This is a genomic window from Cellulomonas sp. P4_D11 (assembly GCF_056401915.1).
Genome location: NZ_JBFUIK010000007.1, coordinates 25,855 through 40,994, shown reverse-complemented (window position 1 = coordinate 40,994; position 15,140 = coordinate 25,855). Strand labels below are relative to the sequence as shown.

Annotated in this window: 19 protein-coding genes; 13 read left to right on the top strand and 6 right to left on the bottom strand. The window is 72.3% G+C overall.

The window, feature by feature from the left end; translation table 11 throughout:
• The first annotated feature begins 3 nt into the window (after nucleotides 1-3).
• Together AC1DT4_RS06385 and yjfF are read left to right on the top strand one after the other, a co-directional pair.
• A complete protein-coding gene (locus tag AC1DT4_RS06385) occupies nucleotides 4-1,032 on the top strand; it encodes an ABC transporter permease (protein ID WP_477089022.1) in 1,029 nt (342 codons plus the stop codon).
• On the top strand, nucleotides 1,032-2,060 hold the full coding sequence (gene yjfF / locus AC1DT4_RS06380; RefSeq protein WP_477088932.1) for a galactofuranose ABC transporter, permease protein YjfF: 1,029 nt from the start codon (nucleotides 1,032-1,034) through the stop codon (nucleotides 2,058-2,060). The genes AC1DT4_RS06385 and yjfF overlap by 1 nt, the downstream gene beginning before the upstream one ends.
• 90 nt (nucleotides 2,061-2,150) lie before the next feature.
• Here the strand turns inward: yjfF and AC1DT4_RS06375 are convergent, their stop codons facing one another.
• Both AC1DT4_RS06375 and AC1DT4_RS06370 read right to left on the bottom strand, forming a co-directional pair.
• A complete protein-coding gene (locus AC1DT4_RS06375; protein ID WP_477088931.1) occupies nucleotides 2,151-2,858 on the bottom strand; it encodes a potassium channel family protein in 708 nt (235 codons plus the stop codon).
• Entirely contained in the window at nucleotides 2,851-4,227 is a 1,377-nt protein-coding gene (locus AC1DT4_RS06370; RefSeq protein WP_477088930.1) for a TrkH family potassium uptake protein, read from the bottom strand. Before AC1DT4_RS06370 ends, AC1DT4_RS06375 begins: the two co-directional genes overlap by 8 nt.
• A 139-nt stretch (nucleotides 4,228-4,366) precedes the next feature.
• Between AC1DT4_RS06370 and AC1DT4_RS06365 the strand changes: the two genes are divergently transcribed.
• The 3 genes from AC1DT4_RS06365 to AC1DT4_RS06355 all read left to right on the top strand — a co-directional run bounded on the left by AC1DT4_RS06365 (nucleotide 4,367) and on the right by AC1DT4_RS06355 (nucleotide 6,172).
• Entirely contained in the window at nucleotides 4,367-5,554 is a 1,188-nt protein-coding gene (locus AC1DT4_RS06365) for an acetoin utilization protein AcuC (protein WP_477088929.1), read from the top strand.
• Between the two features lie 130 nt (nucleotides 5,555-5,684).
• Nucleotides 5,685-5,912: a helix-turn-helix domain-containing protein gene (locus AC1DT4_RS06360; RefSeq protein WP_477088928.1), complete on the top strand. Its 228-nt coding sequence runs from the start codon at nucleotides 5,685-5,687 to the stop codon at nucleotides 5,910-5,912.
• Nucleotides 5,913-6,073: 161 nt separating this feature from the next.
• Entirely contained in the window at nucleotides 6,074-6,172 is a 99-nt protein-coding gene (locus AC1DT4_RS06355; protein WP_003792170.1) for a 30S ribosomal protein bS22, read from the top strand.
• A gap of 66 nt (nucleotides 6,173-6,238) precedes the next feature.
• On the opposite strand, the gene AC1DT4_RS06350 is transcribed toward AC1DT4_RS06355, so the two are convergent.
• Nucleotides 6,239-6,760 (bottom strand): N-acetyltransferase family protein, encoded by a 522-nt coding sequence (locus tag AC1DT4_RS06350; RefSeq protein ID WP_477089021.1) that lies wholly within the window; start codon nucleotides 6,758-6,760, stop codon nucleotides 6,239-6,241.
• A gap of 11 nt (nucleotides 6,761-6,771) precedes the next feature.
• Nucleotides 6,772-7,635 (bottom strand): HAD family hydrolase, encoded by an 864-nt coding sequence (locus AC1DT4_RS06345; protein ID WP_477088927.1) that lies wholly within the window; start codon nucleotides 7,633-7,635, stop codon nucleotides 6,772-6,774.
• 84 nt (nucleotides 7,636-7,719) lie between these two features.
• Here AC1DT4_RS06345 and AC1DT4_RS06340 point away from each other — a divergent pair, with 84 nt between their 5' ends.
• On the top strand, nucleotides 7,720-7,998 hold the full coding sequence (locus AC1DT4_RS06340; protein WP_477088926.1) for a glutaredoxin family protein: 279 nt from the start codon (nucleotides 7,720-7,722) through the stop codon (nucleotides 7,996-7,998).
• Between the two features lie 49 nt (nucleotides 7,999-8,047).
• Nucleotides 8,048-8,755, top strand: a complete 708-nt coding sequence (locus AC1DT4_RS06335) for a redox-sensing transcriptional repressor Rex (RefSeq protein ID WP_477088925.1) — start codon at nucleotides 8,048-8,050, stop codon at nucleotides 8,753-8,755.
• 56 nt (nucleotides 8,756-8,811) lie between these two features.
• Here AC1DT4_RS06335 and AC1DT4_RS06330 read toward each other — a convergent pair whose 3' ends face one another.
• Entirely contained in the window at nucleotides 8,812-9,369 is a 558-nt protein-coding gene (locus tag AC1DT4_RS06330; RefSeq protein ID WP_477088924.1) for a YceI family protein, read from the bottom strand.
• 106 nt (nucleotides 9,370-9,475) lie between these two features.
• Between AC1DT4_RS06330 and AC1DT4_RS06325 the strand changes: the two genes are divergently transcribed.
• From AC1DT4_RS06325 to ccsB, 6 genes are read left to right on the top strand one after another with little or no spacing between them, the layout of a single operon-like run.
• A complete protein-coding gene (locus AC1DT4_RS06325) occupies nucleotides 9,476-9,982 on the top strand; it encodes a MarR family winged helix-turn-helix transcriptional regulator (RefSeq protein WP_477088923.1) in 507 nt (168 codons plus the stop codon).
• 30 nt (nucleotides 9,983-10,012) lie between these two features.
• Nucleotides 10,013-10,669, top strand: coding sequence for a histidine phosphatase family protein (locus AC1DT4_RS06320; protein WP_477088922.1), 657 nt, complete (start codon nucleotides 10,013-10,015; stop codon nucleotides 10,667-10,669).
• Nucleotide 10,670: 1 nt separating this feature from the next.
• On the top strand, nucleotides 10,671-11,258 hold the full coding sequence (locus AC1DT4_RS06315) for a TlpA family protein disulfide reductase (protein ID WP_477088921.1): 588 nt from the start codon (nucleotides 10,671-10,673) through the stop codon (nucleotides 11,256-11,258).
• Nucleotides 11,255-12,064 (top strand): cytochrome c biogenesis CcdA family protein, encoded by an 810-nt coding sequence (locus AC1DT4_RS06310; RefSeq protein WP_477088920.1) that lies wholly within the window; start codon nucleotides 11,255-11,257, stop codon nucleotides 12,062-12,064. The genes AC1DT4_RS06315 and AC1DT4_RS06310 overlap by 4 nt, the downstream gene beginning before the upstream one ends.
• Before the next feature lie 40 nt (nucleotides 12,065-12,104).
• Nucleotides 12,105-13,757 carry a cytochrome c biogenesis protein ResB gene (gene resB / locus AC1DT4_RS06305; RefSeq protein WP_477089020.1) on the top strand — a complete coding sequence of 551 codons (1,653 nt, stop codon included), beginning with the start codon at nucleotides 12,105-12,107 and terminating at the stop codon, nucleotides 13,755-13,757.
• Complete coding sequence (gene ccsB / locus AC1DT4_RS06300; protein ID WP_477088919.1) at nucleotides 13,754-14,791, top strand: c-type cytochrome biogenesis protein CcsB; 1,038 nt, start codon at nucleotides 13,754-13,756, stop codon at nucleotides 14,789-14,791. The genes resB and ccsB overlap by 4 nt, the downstream gene beginning before the upstream one ends.
• An 18-nt stretch (nucleotides 14,792-14,809) precedes the next feature.
• Here the strand turns inward: ccsB and AC1DT4_RS06295 are convergent, their stop codons facing one another.
• A complete protein-coding gene (locus AC1DT4_RS06295; RefSeq protein ID WP_477088918.1) occupies nucleotides 14,810-15,130 on the bottom strand; it encodes a PLD nuclease N-terminal domain-containing protein in 321 nt (106 codons plus the stop codon).
• Between the last annotated feature and the right edge of the window lie 10 nt (nucleotides 15,131-15,140).

The window sequence follows — 15,140 nt, the reverse complement described above, 5'->3', positions numbered from 1 at the left end:
ACCATCGGCTCGATCACCCGGCACCGCCTGTTCTGGCCCGTCGTCGCGCTCGCCGTGCTGCTGCTCGCGTGCGTCCTGAAGTCGCACACGTTCCTCGACATCGTGGTGCGCGACGGCGCCCTGCACGGCGGTCCCATCGACATCGTGCGGCGCTCCAGCGTGCTGCTGCTGGTGGCCCTCGGCATGACGCTCGTCATCGCCACCCGCGGCATCGACCTGTCCGTCGGTGCCGTCATGGCGATCGCCGGGGCGATCGCGCTCACGCAGATCGCCGCGTCGCCCGACCCGGGCTCGGTGGCCACCGTGCTCAGCGCGATGGGCGTGGCCGTGCTGGTCTGCCTGGTTATCGGCGCGTGGAACGGCTTCCTCATCGCGGTCGTCGGCATCCAACCCATCATCGCGACGCTGATCCTCATGACCGCGGGCCGCGGCATCGCCATGCTCATCACGGGCGGCCAGATCACCACCGTCACCAGCGCGCCGTACAAGACGATCGCGACGGGGTACTGGCTCGGGCTGCCCGTGGCGGCGCTGATCGCCGGCTTCTTCTTCGTCGCGACGGCCCTGATCACCCGGCGCACCGCGCTCGGCGTCCTCATCGAGGCCGTCGGCATCAACCCGTCGGCGTCGCGCCTGGCCGGCGTGCGGTCCCGGACGATCATCTGGACCGTCTACATCCTGTGCGCGTTCTTCGCCTGCATCGCCGGGTTCATCAAGAGCTCGGACATCATGGCGGCCGACGCCAACAACGCCGGCCTGTTCATCGAGCTGGACGCCATCCTCGCCGTCGTCATCGGCGGCACCTCGCTGGCCGGCGGGAAGTTCTCGCTGGCCGGGACGCTCGTCGGCACGCTGGTCATCACGACCCTGACGTTCTCGGTCACCATCCTCGGCGTCCCCGTCAACGCGGTCTCCCTGTTCAAGGCGCTCGTCGTGATCGCGGTCTGCCTGCTCCAGTCGCCGGTGGTCCGCTCCAAGATGCGGTCCCGGAGACGGACCACCGCACCGGTCCCCGCGGAGGTGGCTGCCTGATGGCGACCGACCAGATCACCACCACCCCGCTGCCGGCGGACGAGCCCACGCCGCTGCGCGCCCGCGTGCGCCGGTTCCGCATCGACGAGCGCTACCTGCCCGTCCTCGGCGCGGTCGTCGTCCTCATCGCGATGCTCGCCATCGGCGGCTCGCTGTACGAGAACTTCCTCACCGGCCGCGTGATGGCCAACGTGCTCATCAACAACTCGTTCCTCGTCGTGCTCGCGGTCGGCATGACCTTCGTCATCCTCACCGGCGGCATCGACCTGTCCGTGGGTGCCGTCGTCGCCCTGTCCAGCTGCGTCGCCGCGTGGATGTTCACGCACGGCTACGGCGCCGCGGTGGCCATCCCGGCCGTGATCCTCGTCGGCACCGTCATCGGGCTGGTGGTCGGCGTCATGGTCCACGTGTTCGAGATCCAACCGTTCATCGCGACCCTGGCGGCGATGTTCCTCGCGCGCGGTCTCTGCTACATCGTCGCGCCCGAGTCCATCCCGATCACGGACCCGACGATCGTCGCCCTCGCCCGCACCCGCTGGGGCACCGACGACGGGCTCGTCATCACGCCGAGCGGCGTCATCGCCCTCGCCGTCGTGCTCGTCGCCTTCGTCACGCTGCACTACACGCGGTTCGGGCGGACGGTCTACGCGATCGGCGGCGGCGAGCAGTCTGCCCGGCTGATGGGCCTGCCGGTCGCGCGCACCAAGGTGCTGGTCTACGTCATCAGTGGCACGTGCGCGGGGCTCGGCGGCCTGCTCTTCGCCATCTTCTCGCGGTCCGGCTACGCGCTGACCGGCGTCGGCATGGAGCTCGACGCCATCGCCGCGGTCGTCATCGGCGGCACCCTGCTCACCGGCGGCAGCGGCTTCGTCCTCGGGTCCGTCCTCGGCGTGCTGGTGCTGGGGCTGATCCAGACGATCATCACGTTCCAGGGCACGCTGAGCTCGTGGTGGACCAAGATCTTCATCGGCGCGCTGCTGCTGATCTTCGTGGTCCTGCAGCGCCTGCTGGTGATCAGGCGCCGCTGACCCCGACGAGGTCGTGCGTTCGGGACGACGTCGTGAGCCGCAACGCACGACGTCGTCCCCCACTCACGACCTCGCGGTGTGGAGCGGGCCTCACGGGCGTGCCGCGAAGCGCTCCAGCAGGTCGGCGTGGCCCGAGACGATGATGAGGTCGTTGGCCGACAGGCGGGTCTCGGGCGTCGCGTAGACGAAGTCGATCCCCGGGCTCTTCACGCCGATGACCGTGACGCCGTACCGCTCGCGGACCTTCGACTGCGCGAGCGTGAACCCCTGGGTCTCCTTCGGCGGCCGCATCTTGACGATGGTGAACCCGTCCTCGACCTCGATGTAGTCGAGGAGCTTGCCGGACACGAGGTGCGCCACGCGGGCACCAGCGTCGGCCTCGGGGAGCACCACGTGGTGGGCCCCGATCCGCTGCAGGATGCGTGCGTGCTCGTTGCTGACGGCCTTCGCCCAGATCTGCTGCACCCCGATGTCGACCAGGTTGCCGGTGATCAGCACGGACGCCTCGAGGTAGGAGCCGACGCCGACGACGGCCACGGGGAACTCCCGCGCCCCCAGCTGCTCGAGGGCCTCGGGGTTGGCGGCGTCCGCCTCGACCAGCGCGATCCGGCCCGCCCACTGGGCGACCAGCTCGGGGTTGCGCTCGACGGCGAGCACGTCCTGCCCGAGCCGGTCGAGGGTCGCCGCGATGGACGACCCGAACCGGCCGAGGCCGATGACGAGCACGCCCGAGTCCTTCTTGGGCGTGCGCGGTGCGTTCTGCGTCCCCTTGATCGGGTCGCGAAACTTCTCAGCCAATGATCGGCCTCTCTTCCGGTAGCCGGATCACCCGACGACGGTTGCGCAGCGCGAGCGCGGCCGCAAGCGTCATCGTGCCGGTCCGGCCGATGAACATGAGCACGGTGAGCACGTACTTCGCCGCGGTCGGCAGGTCGGGCGTGATGCCCGTCGACAGCCCGCAGGTCGCGAACGCGGAGATGACCTCGAAGAGGACCTTGTCGAGCGTGAGGCCGGTGATCGCCAGGAGCAGGAGCGACGACACGAGCACGAGGGTGGCCGAGACCAGCGAGACGGCGATCGCGACCTGCAGAGCCTCGCGCGGGACCCGGCGCCCGAACGCCTCGACGTCCTTGTCGCCGCGCCCCTCGGCGAGGATCGCGAGCAGCATGACGGCCAGCGTCGTCACCTTGATGCCGCCGGCCGTCGAGGCGGAGCCGCCACCGACGAACATGAGGGCGTCCATGAGCAGCCAGGTGCTCTCGTGCATGTTGCCGACGTCGACCGTGGAGAAGCCGCCCGACCGCGGCATGACGCCCGCGAACAGCGAGGCGAGCGCGGTGGCGCTGGTGTCGAGCGGCTTGAACGTCCCGGGGTTGGTCCACTCGAACGCGGCCACCAGGACGGAGCCGGCGATGACGAGGGCGACGCTCGTGGTGACGGTCAGCTTGGAGTGCAGGCTCCACCGGCGGGGCTCGCGCAGGTGCCGGGCGACGTTGAGGATCACGGGGAAGCCGAGCGAGCCGATGAAGACGCCGATGATGATCGGCATCAGCACCCACCAGTCGGACACGAACGGCTCGAGCCCGTAGGGCGTCGGGACGAAGCCGGCGTTGTTGAACGCCGAGACCGCGTAGAAGATCGAGTGCCACGCCGCCTCGCCCAGGTCCTCGTCGAACATGAGGAACCGCGGGAACAGCACGAGCGCGATGACCAGCTCGAGCGTGATCGACGTGATGATGACCGTCCGGATCAGCGACCCGACCTCGCCGAGCCGCGTCTCCTTGGTCTCCGACGACACGAGCAGCCGCTGCGTGAGCCCGATCCGGCGGGACACCGCCATGCCCAGCAGCGACGCCAGCGTCATCACGCCGAGGCCGCCGATCTGGATGGCGACGAGGATCACGACGAGGCCCCAGGCCGACCAGTACTCGCCCGTCGGCACCACCACGAGGCCGGTGACGGTGCTGGCCGACGCGGCGGTGAACAGGGCGTCGACGAACGGCGCCCGGACCCCGGTGGCGGTCGCCCAGGGGGCGGACAGGCCGAGGGTGACGGCGGCGATCACGAGGGCGAAGACGCCGAGCGCGAGCCGGGCGGGGGACTGGCGTGCGGAGCGGTCGACGAGCTCACGCACCCGCCACGTCACGCCCGGGCCACCCCGCGCCATCGCACCTCCTCAGACCGGCCGGCGCCTGCCGGACGGGGCAACTCTGGCACGCGGGCGGCGCGCGGCTCGACTCGACAGGCGGTCCGTGGGGGCCGGGGCTCGGATCGACAGGGGACCGGCCGGGTGCGACGGTGTGCGCATGACGTCGTCGGCACCCGTGCGCGTGGTCTGGTCGCGCGAGATGCTCGCGTACGACTTCGGCCACGGCCACCCCATGACGTCGGAGCGCCTCGACCTCACCATCCGGCTGGCGGAGTCCCTCGGGCTGCTCACCGGCGAGGACGTCGAGCTGGTCGGGGCCGAGATGGCGTCGGACGCGCTCCTGCAGACCGTGCACGACCCCGCGTACGTGGCGGCGGTGCACCGGGCGTCGGCCGACGGGACCCCCGACCTCGCGCACGGCCTGGGCACCTCGGACGACCCGGTCTTCCCGCAGATGCACGACGCGTCCGCGCGCGTGGTGCAGGGATCGGTGGACTCGGCGCTCGCCGTGTGGGAGGGCCGCGCCGAGCACGCCGTCAACGTCACGGGCGGGCTGCACCACGCGATGCCCTCGGCGGCGTCCGGGTTCTGCGTCTACAACGACGCCGCGGTCGCCATCGTTGCCCTGCTGGACGCCGGGGCCGAGCGCGTGGCGTACGTCGACATCGACGCGCACCACGGGGACGGCGTCCAGGCGGTGTTCTGGGACGACCCGCGCGTCCTGACCGTGTCCCTGCACGAGACGGGCCAGGCCCTCTTCCCGGGCACCGGGCACGCGCGGGAGTCCGGCGGCCCCGGGGCCGAGGGCACGGCAGTCAACGTCGCGCTCCCGTCCGGCACCGACGACGCGGGCTGGCTCCGCGCGATCGACGCGATCGTCCCGGCGGTGGTCCGCGAGTTCGCCCCAGACGTCCTGGTGACGCAGCACGGCTGCGACACCCACCTCCTGGACCCCCTCACCCACCTGCGCGTGAGCGTCGACGCGCAGCGCGCCGCGGCGGTGCTGCTGCACGACCTGGCGCACGAGGTCGCCGGCGGCCGCTGGGTCGCCCTCGGCGGCGGCGGGTACGCGGTGGTCGACGTCGTGCCGCGGTCCTGGACCCACCTGCTCGGGGTCGCGACGCACCACCCGGTCGACCCGGCCGCCGAGGTCCCCGACGCCTGGCGCTCCCTCGTGCGCGAGCGCTACGGCCGGCTCGGCCCCGACCGCATGACCGACGGGCGCGACGCGCACTTCAGCCCGTGGTCCGCCGGCTACGACCCCGCCGACGACGTCGACCGCGCGATCCGGGCCACCCGTGCGGCGGTCTTCCCGGCCCTCGGCCTGGACCCGGAGCTGGACTGACCGCTGGGCCACACGGGGGACGTCCTAGCCGTCCCCTCTTTCCCACGTGTCCCACGCGCCACTAGGCTGATCCGGCACCCGCTGGAGGGTGCGCGGGCCCGCCGCGCCGACGGGCGGAATGGACGAGGACATGACCGAGCAGCGCGACCAGCCCGGCCGCACGCGGTTCCTCACGGTTCTCGAGGTCGCCGAGGAGATGCGGGTCTCCAAGATGACCGTCTACCGCCTGCTGCACTCGGGCGAGCTGCCTGGGGTCCGGGTCGGCCGGTCGTTCCGCGTCCCGCAGGACGCGCTGGACCACTACCTCGCCACGTCGCCCGCCGTCGAGGCCCGCGAGCAGGACCGCCGCACCTCCTGAGGGTCGGCGCGTCGCCGAGCGCCCTCGGCATCGCGTAAGGTAGAGCCTCGGACTTTGTTCGTGCGTGGGCGACTCGATTGCACTCGATCTCTTCTACGCGTCGATCGACCACCAGAACGGCCCGTCCGCCGGGCCTCCATCGGAAGCGAAGTGAGGACCCCATGGGCTCCGTCATCAAGAAGCGCCGCAAGCGGATGGCCAAGAAGAAGCACCGCAAGCTTCTTCGCAAGACGCGCCACCAGCGCCGCAACAAGAAGTGATCCCCGGCGACCTCGAGGTCGCCCGGTGAGACGAAGGGCCCGGCAGCTGCCGGGCCCTTCGTGCGTCTACAGGGGGCGTTCCAGCACGTAGTCGTCCTCGACGCGCGTGCCCACGGTGAAGTGCTTGGTGCCGACGACGGCGAACCCTGCCCGGACGTAGAACGCCTGCGCGCGGGCGTTCTGCTGGTTCACGCCGAGCCACATGCCCTGCGCGCCCCGGTCCCGCGCGACCTCGAGCGAGGCGCTCATCAGCGCGTTCGCGACGCCCGCGCCGTGATGGTCGGGGTGCACGTAGCACTTGGACAGCTCGATCGTCGGCCGCAGGTGCAGGGCGGCCCGGACGTCGTCGTCGGTCGGCTCGCCCGCGACGAGCATCGTGTACCCGATCAGGCCGCCGTCGTCGGCGACCAGCACCACCCGGTGCGGGTCCTCGAGGTACTCCGCGAAGCGCTCCGTCGAGAGCACCGCGGCGATGAACGCCTGCTGGTCCTGCGCGGTCGACCCGGGCGGGCAGGCGAGCGGGAACGTCACGGCCGCGAGCGCGGCCAGCTCGTCCAGGTCGCTGTGCGCGGCCGGTCGGACGGTCATCTCGAGCGTGGTCACAGGACGTCCTCTCCGTCATGGGTTCCGCGCCACGACCGCAGGATCGCGCGCGCGACGAGCCCGGCGGCCCAGGCGGCGCCCGCGAGGCTGGCCACGGTGGTGCCGCGGCGGGCGTTGCGGCGCCGGTTGCGGAACTCCCGGACCGGCCAGCCCACCTCGGCGGCGTAGTGGCGCAGGCGCCGGTCGGGGTTGATGGCGCACGGGAAGCCGACCTCGGACAGGATCGCGACGTCGTTGGTCGAGTCGCCGTAGGCGTACGAGGTCGCGAGGTCGATGCCCTGCTCCTCGGCGATCCTGCGCACCGCGTCGGCCTTGGCCTGGCCGTGCAGCATGTCGCCGACGAGCCGGCCCGTGTAGAACCCGTCCGCGTGCTCGGCGATGGTGCCGAGCGCGCCGGTCGCGCCGAGGCGCCGCGCGATGATCGAGCCGATCTCCACGGGGGTGGCGGTGACCAGCCAGACGGAGTGCCCGGCGGCGATGTGCTGGTCGAGCAGGCGCTGCGTGCCCGGGTAGATCCGCAGGCACAGCACCTCGTCGTAGATGTCCTCCGCGATCGCGGTGACCTCGGCGACGGAGTGCCCGGTCATGATCGACAGCGCCCGGCTGCGGACCTCGTCGATCTGCTGCTTGTTCTCGCCGAACGTCAGGTAGCGGAACTGGTGGAACCCGAACTCGACCAGGTCCCGCTTGCGGAAGAACCCGCGCCGGTACAGGCCCACGGCCAGGTGGAACGAGCTGGCGCCGCGGATGATCGTGTTGTCGACGTCGAAGAACGCGCCGGTGCCGGGACCGTCCGGACCGGACCCCGGGTCCCGCAGCACGGGAGCGGGGGCGGGGGTGTTCCCGGACGCCTGACGCACCTGGTCACTGTAACGAGGCTCGCCGCCCGGCAGGGGCGCACCCCGCGGTGCGGGTGGGTGGCCGGTCGGTGAGAACCTGGTGGCATGACGATGAACACGCGGGTGGTCCTCTACGGCCGCGCGGGCTGCCACCTGTGCGACGAGGCGCGCGAGGTCGTGCGCACCGTGTGCGCGGAGACGGGCGACGACTGGACCGAGGTCGACATCGACACGGCCGACGCACCGGGCCGGGACCTGGTCGACGAGCTCGGTGAGCTGGTCCCCGTGGTCGAGGTCGACGGCGTCCAGCAGGGCTACTGGCGGATCGACGCGGCGCGTCTGCGTCGAACCCTTACCCCGGCCGGTCCCCGACCCCTAGCCTGACCAGCAGAGCCCGGGCGACCGGGTCGGACAGGGCGTCGCGGGAGTCGGTGTGGACACGCAGCGGACGGGACCCCGGGCGCACGGCAGGGCGACGGAGCCCGGTGCGGCCGGGCGTGCTCGCGCGCGCGACGTGCCCCCGGCCACCGTCGCCCGGCTGCCGGGCTACCTGCGCGTCCTGCACGCCCTGACCGCCGACGGCGTCGTGACCACGTCGTCCGACGAGCTGGCGGCGGGTGCTGGCGTGACGTCTGCGCAGCTGCGCAAGGACCTGTCGTTCCTCGGCTCCTACGGCCGGCGCGGCGTCGGGTACGACGTGCTGCACCTCTCGGAGCAGATCTCGGTGGTGCTGGGCCTGACGACGCAGCGGCGCGTCGTCATCGTCGGCATCGGCAACCTCGGGCACGCGCTGGCCAGCTACTCGGTGTTCGCGGAGCGCGGCTTCGCCGTGGTCGGCCTGATCGACGCCGACCCGGCGGTGGTCGGGACCACGGTGGGCGGGCTCGAGGTGCAGCCGTCGTCCGCCCTCGCGGAGGTGGTCGGGTCGACCGACGCGACCATCGGCATCATCGCGACCCCGGCGGCCGGCGCCCAGGAGGTCTGCGACGCGCTCGTGGCGGCGGGGGTCGTCGGCATCCTCACGTTCGCCCCGCGGTCGCTGCGGGTGCCGGCGCACGTGGACCTGCGGGCCGTCGACGTGGCCTCGGAGCTGCAGATCCTCGCGTTCCACGACCGTCGCCGCACCGGGACCGGGGCCTGAACGTGCGAACGGCCGGGTCCGTGGAGGACCCGGCCGTGCGTGGGGAGACGGTGGCGTCAGCCCTTGATGATCGAGACGTCGAGCGCGATGACGGCCTTGTCCGAGACGAGGACACCGCCGGCCTCGAGGGCCGCGTTCCAGGTCAGGCCGAAGTCCTTGCGCGAGATCGTGACGCTGGCCTCGAAGCCGGCGCGCGTGTTGCCGAACGGGTCCACCGCGGTGCCGTTGAACTCGGTCTCGAGCTCGACGGACTGCGTGACGCCGTGGATCGTCAGGTCGCCGACGATGACGTAGTTCTTGCCGGCCTCGCGGACCTCGGTGGAGACGAACGTCCACTGGCCGAACTTCTCGATGTCGAAGAAGTCGCCGCTCTTGAGGTGGCCGTCGCGGTTGGCGTCACCGGTGGTGACGGTCGACGGGTCCAGCGTGACGGAGACCGACGTGCTCGCCAGGTCCTCGCCGACGACGACGGTGCCCTCGGTGACCGCGACGGTGCCGCGGACCTTGGAGATGCCGGCGTGACGGACGGTGAACGCGGCCTCGGTGTGCGAGGCGTCGACGGCCCACGTGCCCGTGGTGAGGCCGGCGGGAAGAGTGGTGGTAGCGGTGCTCATGGGAGATCCTCCGTGGTTGTTGAACCATCAACCAAACTGTTAGTTCAAAGTTGTACTACACTCGCACCAGACCTGCAACCCCAGATCCCAGGACGGAGGCCCCGTTGTGACCACTGACACATCCACCACGGTGGAGTGGCTGAGCGCCGAGCAGCAGACGCACTGGCGCTCGTTCCGCGGCGGCTCCGCCCGGCTGTTCGCGGCGCTGGAGCACGAGCTCGAGCGCGACACCGGGCTGTCGACGCACGAGTACGAGGTGCTCGTGCGGCTCTCCGAGACACCGGACCGCACGCTGCGGATGGCCCAGCTGGCCGACAACATCGCGCACTCCCGCAGCCGCCTCACGCACACGATCCGCCGCATGGAGGAGCGTGGGCTCGTCACGCGCGCGGCGTGCGCCGAGGACGCCCGCGGGGTGAACTGCGTCATGACGGCGACGGGGTGGGACGTCCTGGTCGCGGCGGCGCCGAAGCATGTGCAGTCGGTGCGGGACCACCTGGTCGACGTGCTCACCGACGAGCAGTTCGCGGCGCTCGGCGAGGCGATGGAGGCGGTCCGCCTGCACCTCACGGGTGGCGCGTGTCACGTCGAGGGAGCCGCTGACGCGTGCTGATCGCACAGGAGTGTTTGCGAGACTGAGCCCATGGTCGCGACCACGATCCACCTGATGCGGCACGGCGAGGTGCACAACCCCGACGGCGTGCTCTACGGACGCCTGCCCGGCTACCGGCTCTCCGAGCGGGGGCGGGCGATGGCGGACATGGTCGCCGACCACCTCGCCGGCGGCTCCGGCGCCCCCCGCCGCGACGTCGTCGCCGTCATCGCGTCGCCGCTGCAGCGCGCGCAGGAGACGGCCCGGCCGATCGCCGCCGCGTTCGGCGTCGAGATCGCCACCGACGAGCGCCTCATCGAGGCCGGCAACCACTTCGAGGGCAAGACGTTCGGCGTCGGTGACGGCTCGCTGCGCCACCCCGAGCACTGGCCGTACCTGCGCAACCCGTTCCGGCCCTCCTGGGGCGAGCCCTACAAGGAGCAGGCCGACCGCATGCTGGCGGCCGTCGCCGCCGCGCGCGAGGTCGCGCGGGGGCACGAGGTCGTGCTCGTCAGCCACCAGCTCCCCGTGTGGGTCACGCGCCTCTCGCTCGAGAACCGGCACCTCTGGCACGACCCGCGCAAGCGGCAGTGCTCGGTCGCGTCGCTGACCAGCCTGCGGTACGAGGGCGACACGCTCGTCGGCATCGGCTACTCCGAACCCGCGGGCTCGCTGCTGCCCGGCGTCTCCTCGGTCGCGGGGGCCTGACGTGCGCGGTCGCGTCCTCGCGGTGGCCGGGCTCGCCCTCGCCCTGCTCGCCGGCTGCGCGCCGGGCACCTCGACCGGGACCGACGACGTCGCCGACCAGGGCTACCAGTCCGGCGACGGCAGCACGACGACGTGGGCGGTGGGGGACCGCAAGGGTCCGCTCGAGCTGTCCGGGACCGACTTCGAGGGCACCGCGCAGGACGTGGCGGACTGGCGCGGCGACGTCGTCGTGCTCAACACCTGGTACGCCAACTGCCCGCCGTGCCGCGCCGAGGCGCCCGACCTCGCCGCGCTGGCCACCGACTACGCGGCGCAGGACGTGCAGGTGCTGGGCATCAACCGCACCGACGACGCCGGCACCGCGCAGGCGTTCGAGCGCCAGTTCTCGGTGCCGTACCCGAGCCTCGCGGACACCGACGGGACCGCGATCGCGGCCCTGCAGGGCACGGTCCCGGTGAACGCGGTCCCCACGACGGTCGTGCTCGACCGCTCGGGGAACGTGGCCGGCCGCATCCTCGGCCTGGCCGACCCGTCGACCCTGCGGTCGATGGTCGACGGGCTCCTGGCCGAGCCGGCCCCGACACCGTGACGCTCCTCGCGGACGCCGGCGACGCCTTCGGCCGGGCGATCATCTCGGGCTCGTTGCTGCTCGCGATCCCGGTCGCGCTGATCGCCGGGCTCGTGTCGTTCGCGTCGCCCTGCGTGCTGCCGCTTGTCCCCGCGTACGTGGGCTACCTCGGCGGCATGACCGGCACCGCCGACCGCCTCGGGGCGCCGGCGGGGGACACGCTCGTCCGGACGGCCCCCGCCCGCAGCCGGGTGCTGCTCGGGGTTGCGCTGTTCGTCGCCGGCTTCACGGCCGTGTTCGTCGCCCTCGCCGCGCTCGCGGGCTCGCTCGGCGGGGTGCTGGTCGAGTACCAGGACCCGATCACGCGCGTGCTCGGCCTCGTCGTCATCGTGCTCGGGCTCGGCTTCCTCGGGCTCATCCCGTTCCTGCAGAACGAGAAGCGGGTGCACCTCGCGCCGCGCGCGGGGCTCTGGGGCGCGCCGCTGCTGGGCATCACGTTCGGGCTCGGCTGGGTGCCGTGCATCGGCCCCACGCTCGCCGCGATCCTCACCCTCTCGCTCGACGGCGGCTCGGCCGGCCGCGGTGCGCTGCTCGCGGTCGCGTTCTGCCTGGGCCTCGGGCTGCCGTTCCTGCTCGTCGCCCTCTTCGTGGAGCGCAGCGCCGGCGCGCTCGCGTTCCTGCGCCGGCACCGGCTCGCGATCATGCGGATCGGCGGCGGGATGCTCGTGGTCCTCGGCCTCGCCCTGGTCACCGGCGTCTGGGGCACCTGGTCGTCCTGGCTGCAGGGCGTGCTCGTCGGCGGCGACCCGTTCGTGCCGGTGGTGTGAGGTGAGCGTGCACCGCCCCGAGGGCCTCTCCGACGTCTTCATGGACCCCACCGAGGCGCCCGCCTCGACGCCGCCGACGCTGCCCACGCTCGGCTTCGTCGGCTGGAGCCGCTGGGCCTGGCGGCAGCTCACCAGCATGCGGGTGGCGCTCCTGCTGCTCATGCTCTTGGCCGTCGCCGCCGTGCCCGGGACCGTGTGGCCGCAGCGCGCGCAGGACACCGCCAAGGTCGCCACCTACCTCACCGACCACCCCACGGCCGGGCCGTGGCTCGACCGCCTCGGGTTCTTCAACGTGTACTCGTCGGTCTGGTTCTCGGCGATCTACCTCCTGCTGTTCGTCTCCCTGGTTGGCTGCATCCTGCCGCGCACGAAGGTGCACCTCGCCGGGGTCCGCGGCCGCCCGCCGCGCGCGCCCCGACGGTTCGGGCGGTTCCCCGCGCAGGCCTCGGCGTCGGCCGCGGCGGCCCCCGAGGCCGCCGCCCAGGACGCCGTCGCCGTGCTGAGCGGCGGCTGGCGCTGGCTCCCGTTCGTCCCGACCTACCGGGTGGACACCCGCGACGAGGGTGGCGGCACGTGGTCGGTGTCGGGGGAGCGCGGCTACCTGCGGGAGACCGGCAACCTCGTCTTCCACCTCGCCCTCGTCGGGCTGCTCCTGTCCGTGGCCACCGGGCAGGTGCTGCACTACCGGGGGCAGGCGATCGTGGTGCAGGGCCGGGGCTTCGCCAACGCGCAGGTGGACTACGACACGTTCGAGCAGGGCACCGCCTACTCGCCGACGAGCCTCGTGCCGTTCACGTTGCGCCTCGACGACTTCGAGTCCCGTTTCGACCCGGACACCCTGCAGTCGCGCGACTTCACCGCGCACGTCACCCTGACCAACCCGGGCGAGCAGCCGGAGAAGAAGACGATCAAGGTCAACCACCCGCTCGACGCCGGGGGCGCCAAGGTCTACCTGCAGGGCAACGGGTACGCCCCGGACATCACCGTGCACGACGCCGCGGGCGAGGTCGCGTTCAGCGGGCCGACGCCGTTCCTGCCGCAGGACAACGTGTACACCTCGCGCGGCGTGCTCAAGGTCCCGGACGTCTCCGGCGACCAGGAGCAGATCGGCATCGTCGGCTACCTGCTGCCCACCGCGCAGAAGGTGGGCGACGACCTCTACCGCTCCGTGGACCCGCAGCCGAGCGACCCGCTGCTCGTCCTGTCGGTCTGGCAGGGCAACCTCGGGCTCGACACCGGCGTGCCGCAGAACGTCTACCAGCTCGACGAGGCACGGATGACGCAGGCGGTCGACGCCGACGGCGCGACGATCACGCTGTACGTCCGGCCCGGCGAGACGGTCGACCTGCCGAACGGGCTGGGCACGCTGACGTTCAACGACCTGCCCCGGTACGTCGCGCTCGACCTGCGCCACGACCCCGCGCTGCCGTTCGTGCTCGTGTTCGCCCTGCTGGCCTTCGCCGGGCTCGCCACCTCGTTGTTCGCCCCACGACGGCGCGTCTGGCTGAGGTTCGCGCCGGGCGCGGCGGACGGCGACGGTCGTACAGTGGTCACCGCGGCCGGGCTGGCGCGCGGCGACGACGTCGGCCTGCAGCCCGAGCTCGACAGGGTGCTGGCGGAGACGCTCGCCCGCACCGACGACGGACCCCCGGCCGCCCCGCGCGGCCAGACCTCAGGAGAGGGCACGCCATGACCACCGGTGACCTGAGCACCTTGCTCGTCTGGGGTGCCGCGACCGCGTTCACCATCGCGCTGATCGCCTACAGCGTGGACCTCGCGCGCATCGCGGAGCGGGCGCAGAAGAAGGTTCCGGAGGCCGTGCTCGTCGGGTCGACGTCGTCGCGCCCGGCCACCGCGGTCGCCGGGTCCGAGGCCCAGAGCGCACCCGGCCGGTCCGCGAAGGCCGAGGGCATCGCGCGGTCGACGACGCTGCTCGGGCTCGTCATGCTCTTCGCCGGCATCGTGCTGCGCGGGGTCGCCGCCGGTCGGTGGCCGACCGCCAACATGTACGAGTTCACGATCGTCGGCACGTTCGTCGCCGTCCTGGTCCTCACCATCGTGCAGCGCCGCCGGGTCATCGCGTTCGTCGGCGTGCTCGTCATGGGCATCGCCGTCCTGGCGCTCGTGCTGGCGCTCAACGTCTTCTACATCCAGGCCGACCAGGTGCAGCCCGCCCTGCAGAGCTACTGGCTGATCCTGCACGTCGGCGTCGCGATCACCGCGACCGGCATCTTCACGGTCGCGTTCGCCGCCTCGGTGCTGCAGGTCATCAAGAGCTATCGCGAGGAGGGCCTCGCGCCCGTCGACGCCCCCGCCGTGACGGTCGGCGCCACCGTGGCCCAGGCGCCGCGGCGCTCCGACGGCTTCCGTCGGCTGGTCTCCGGGCCGAGATTCGGCTGGCTGGAGCAGGTGCCGGGCTCCCGCGAGCTCGAGGCCATGGCCTTCCGGCTCAACGCCATCGGGTTCGTCCTGTGGACGTTCACGCTCATCGGCGGCGCCATCTGGGCCGAGCACGCCTGGGGCCGGTACTGGGGCTGGGACCCCAAGGAGGTCGGCACGTTCGTCGCGTGGGTCACCTACGCCGCGTACCTGCACGCCCGCACCACCCGCGGCTGGAGCGGCCGGCGGGCGGCCTACTTCGTCTTCGTCGGCTACGCCGTGGTGCTCATGAACTTCACGGTCGTCAACCTGGTCGTCTCGGGGAAGCACTCCTACTCGGGGATGTAGGCACCACACCGAGCGGGGTCAGGGCACCGGGGGCGTCTCGCCGGACGTGCCGGGATCCGTGCGCTTCCGGTCGTCGAGACCGCGCAGGAAGTCCGGGTCGTCGTCGGGACCCGTGGTCCGCCGACGCCGGGGCGCGTCACCGGCCGGACCCGCGACGGCCGTCCGCCGGGACCAGCGGACGGCCAGCCACGCGAGCACCCCGAGCAGCGGGACGAGGATGACGAACGCGACCCACAGGGCCGGGTGCACGCCGAGCCGCTCGGCGGGGGTGCTGCGGATGATGTCGATCACGCAGTACACGGTCAGCCCGATGACCACCAGGACGGCAAGGTTCCTCACCTCGTCAGCG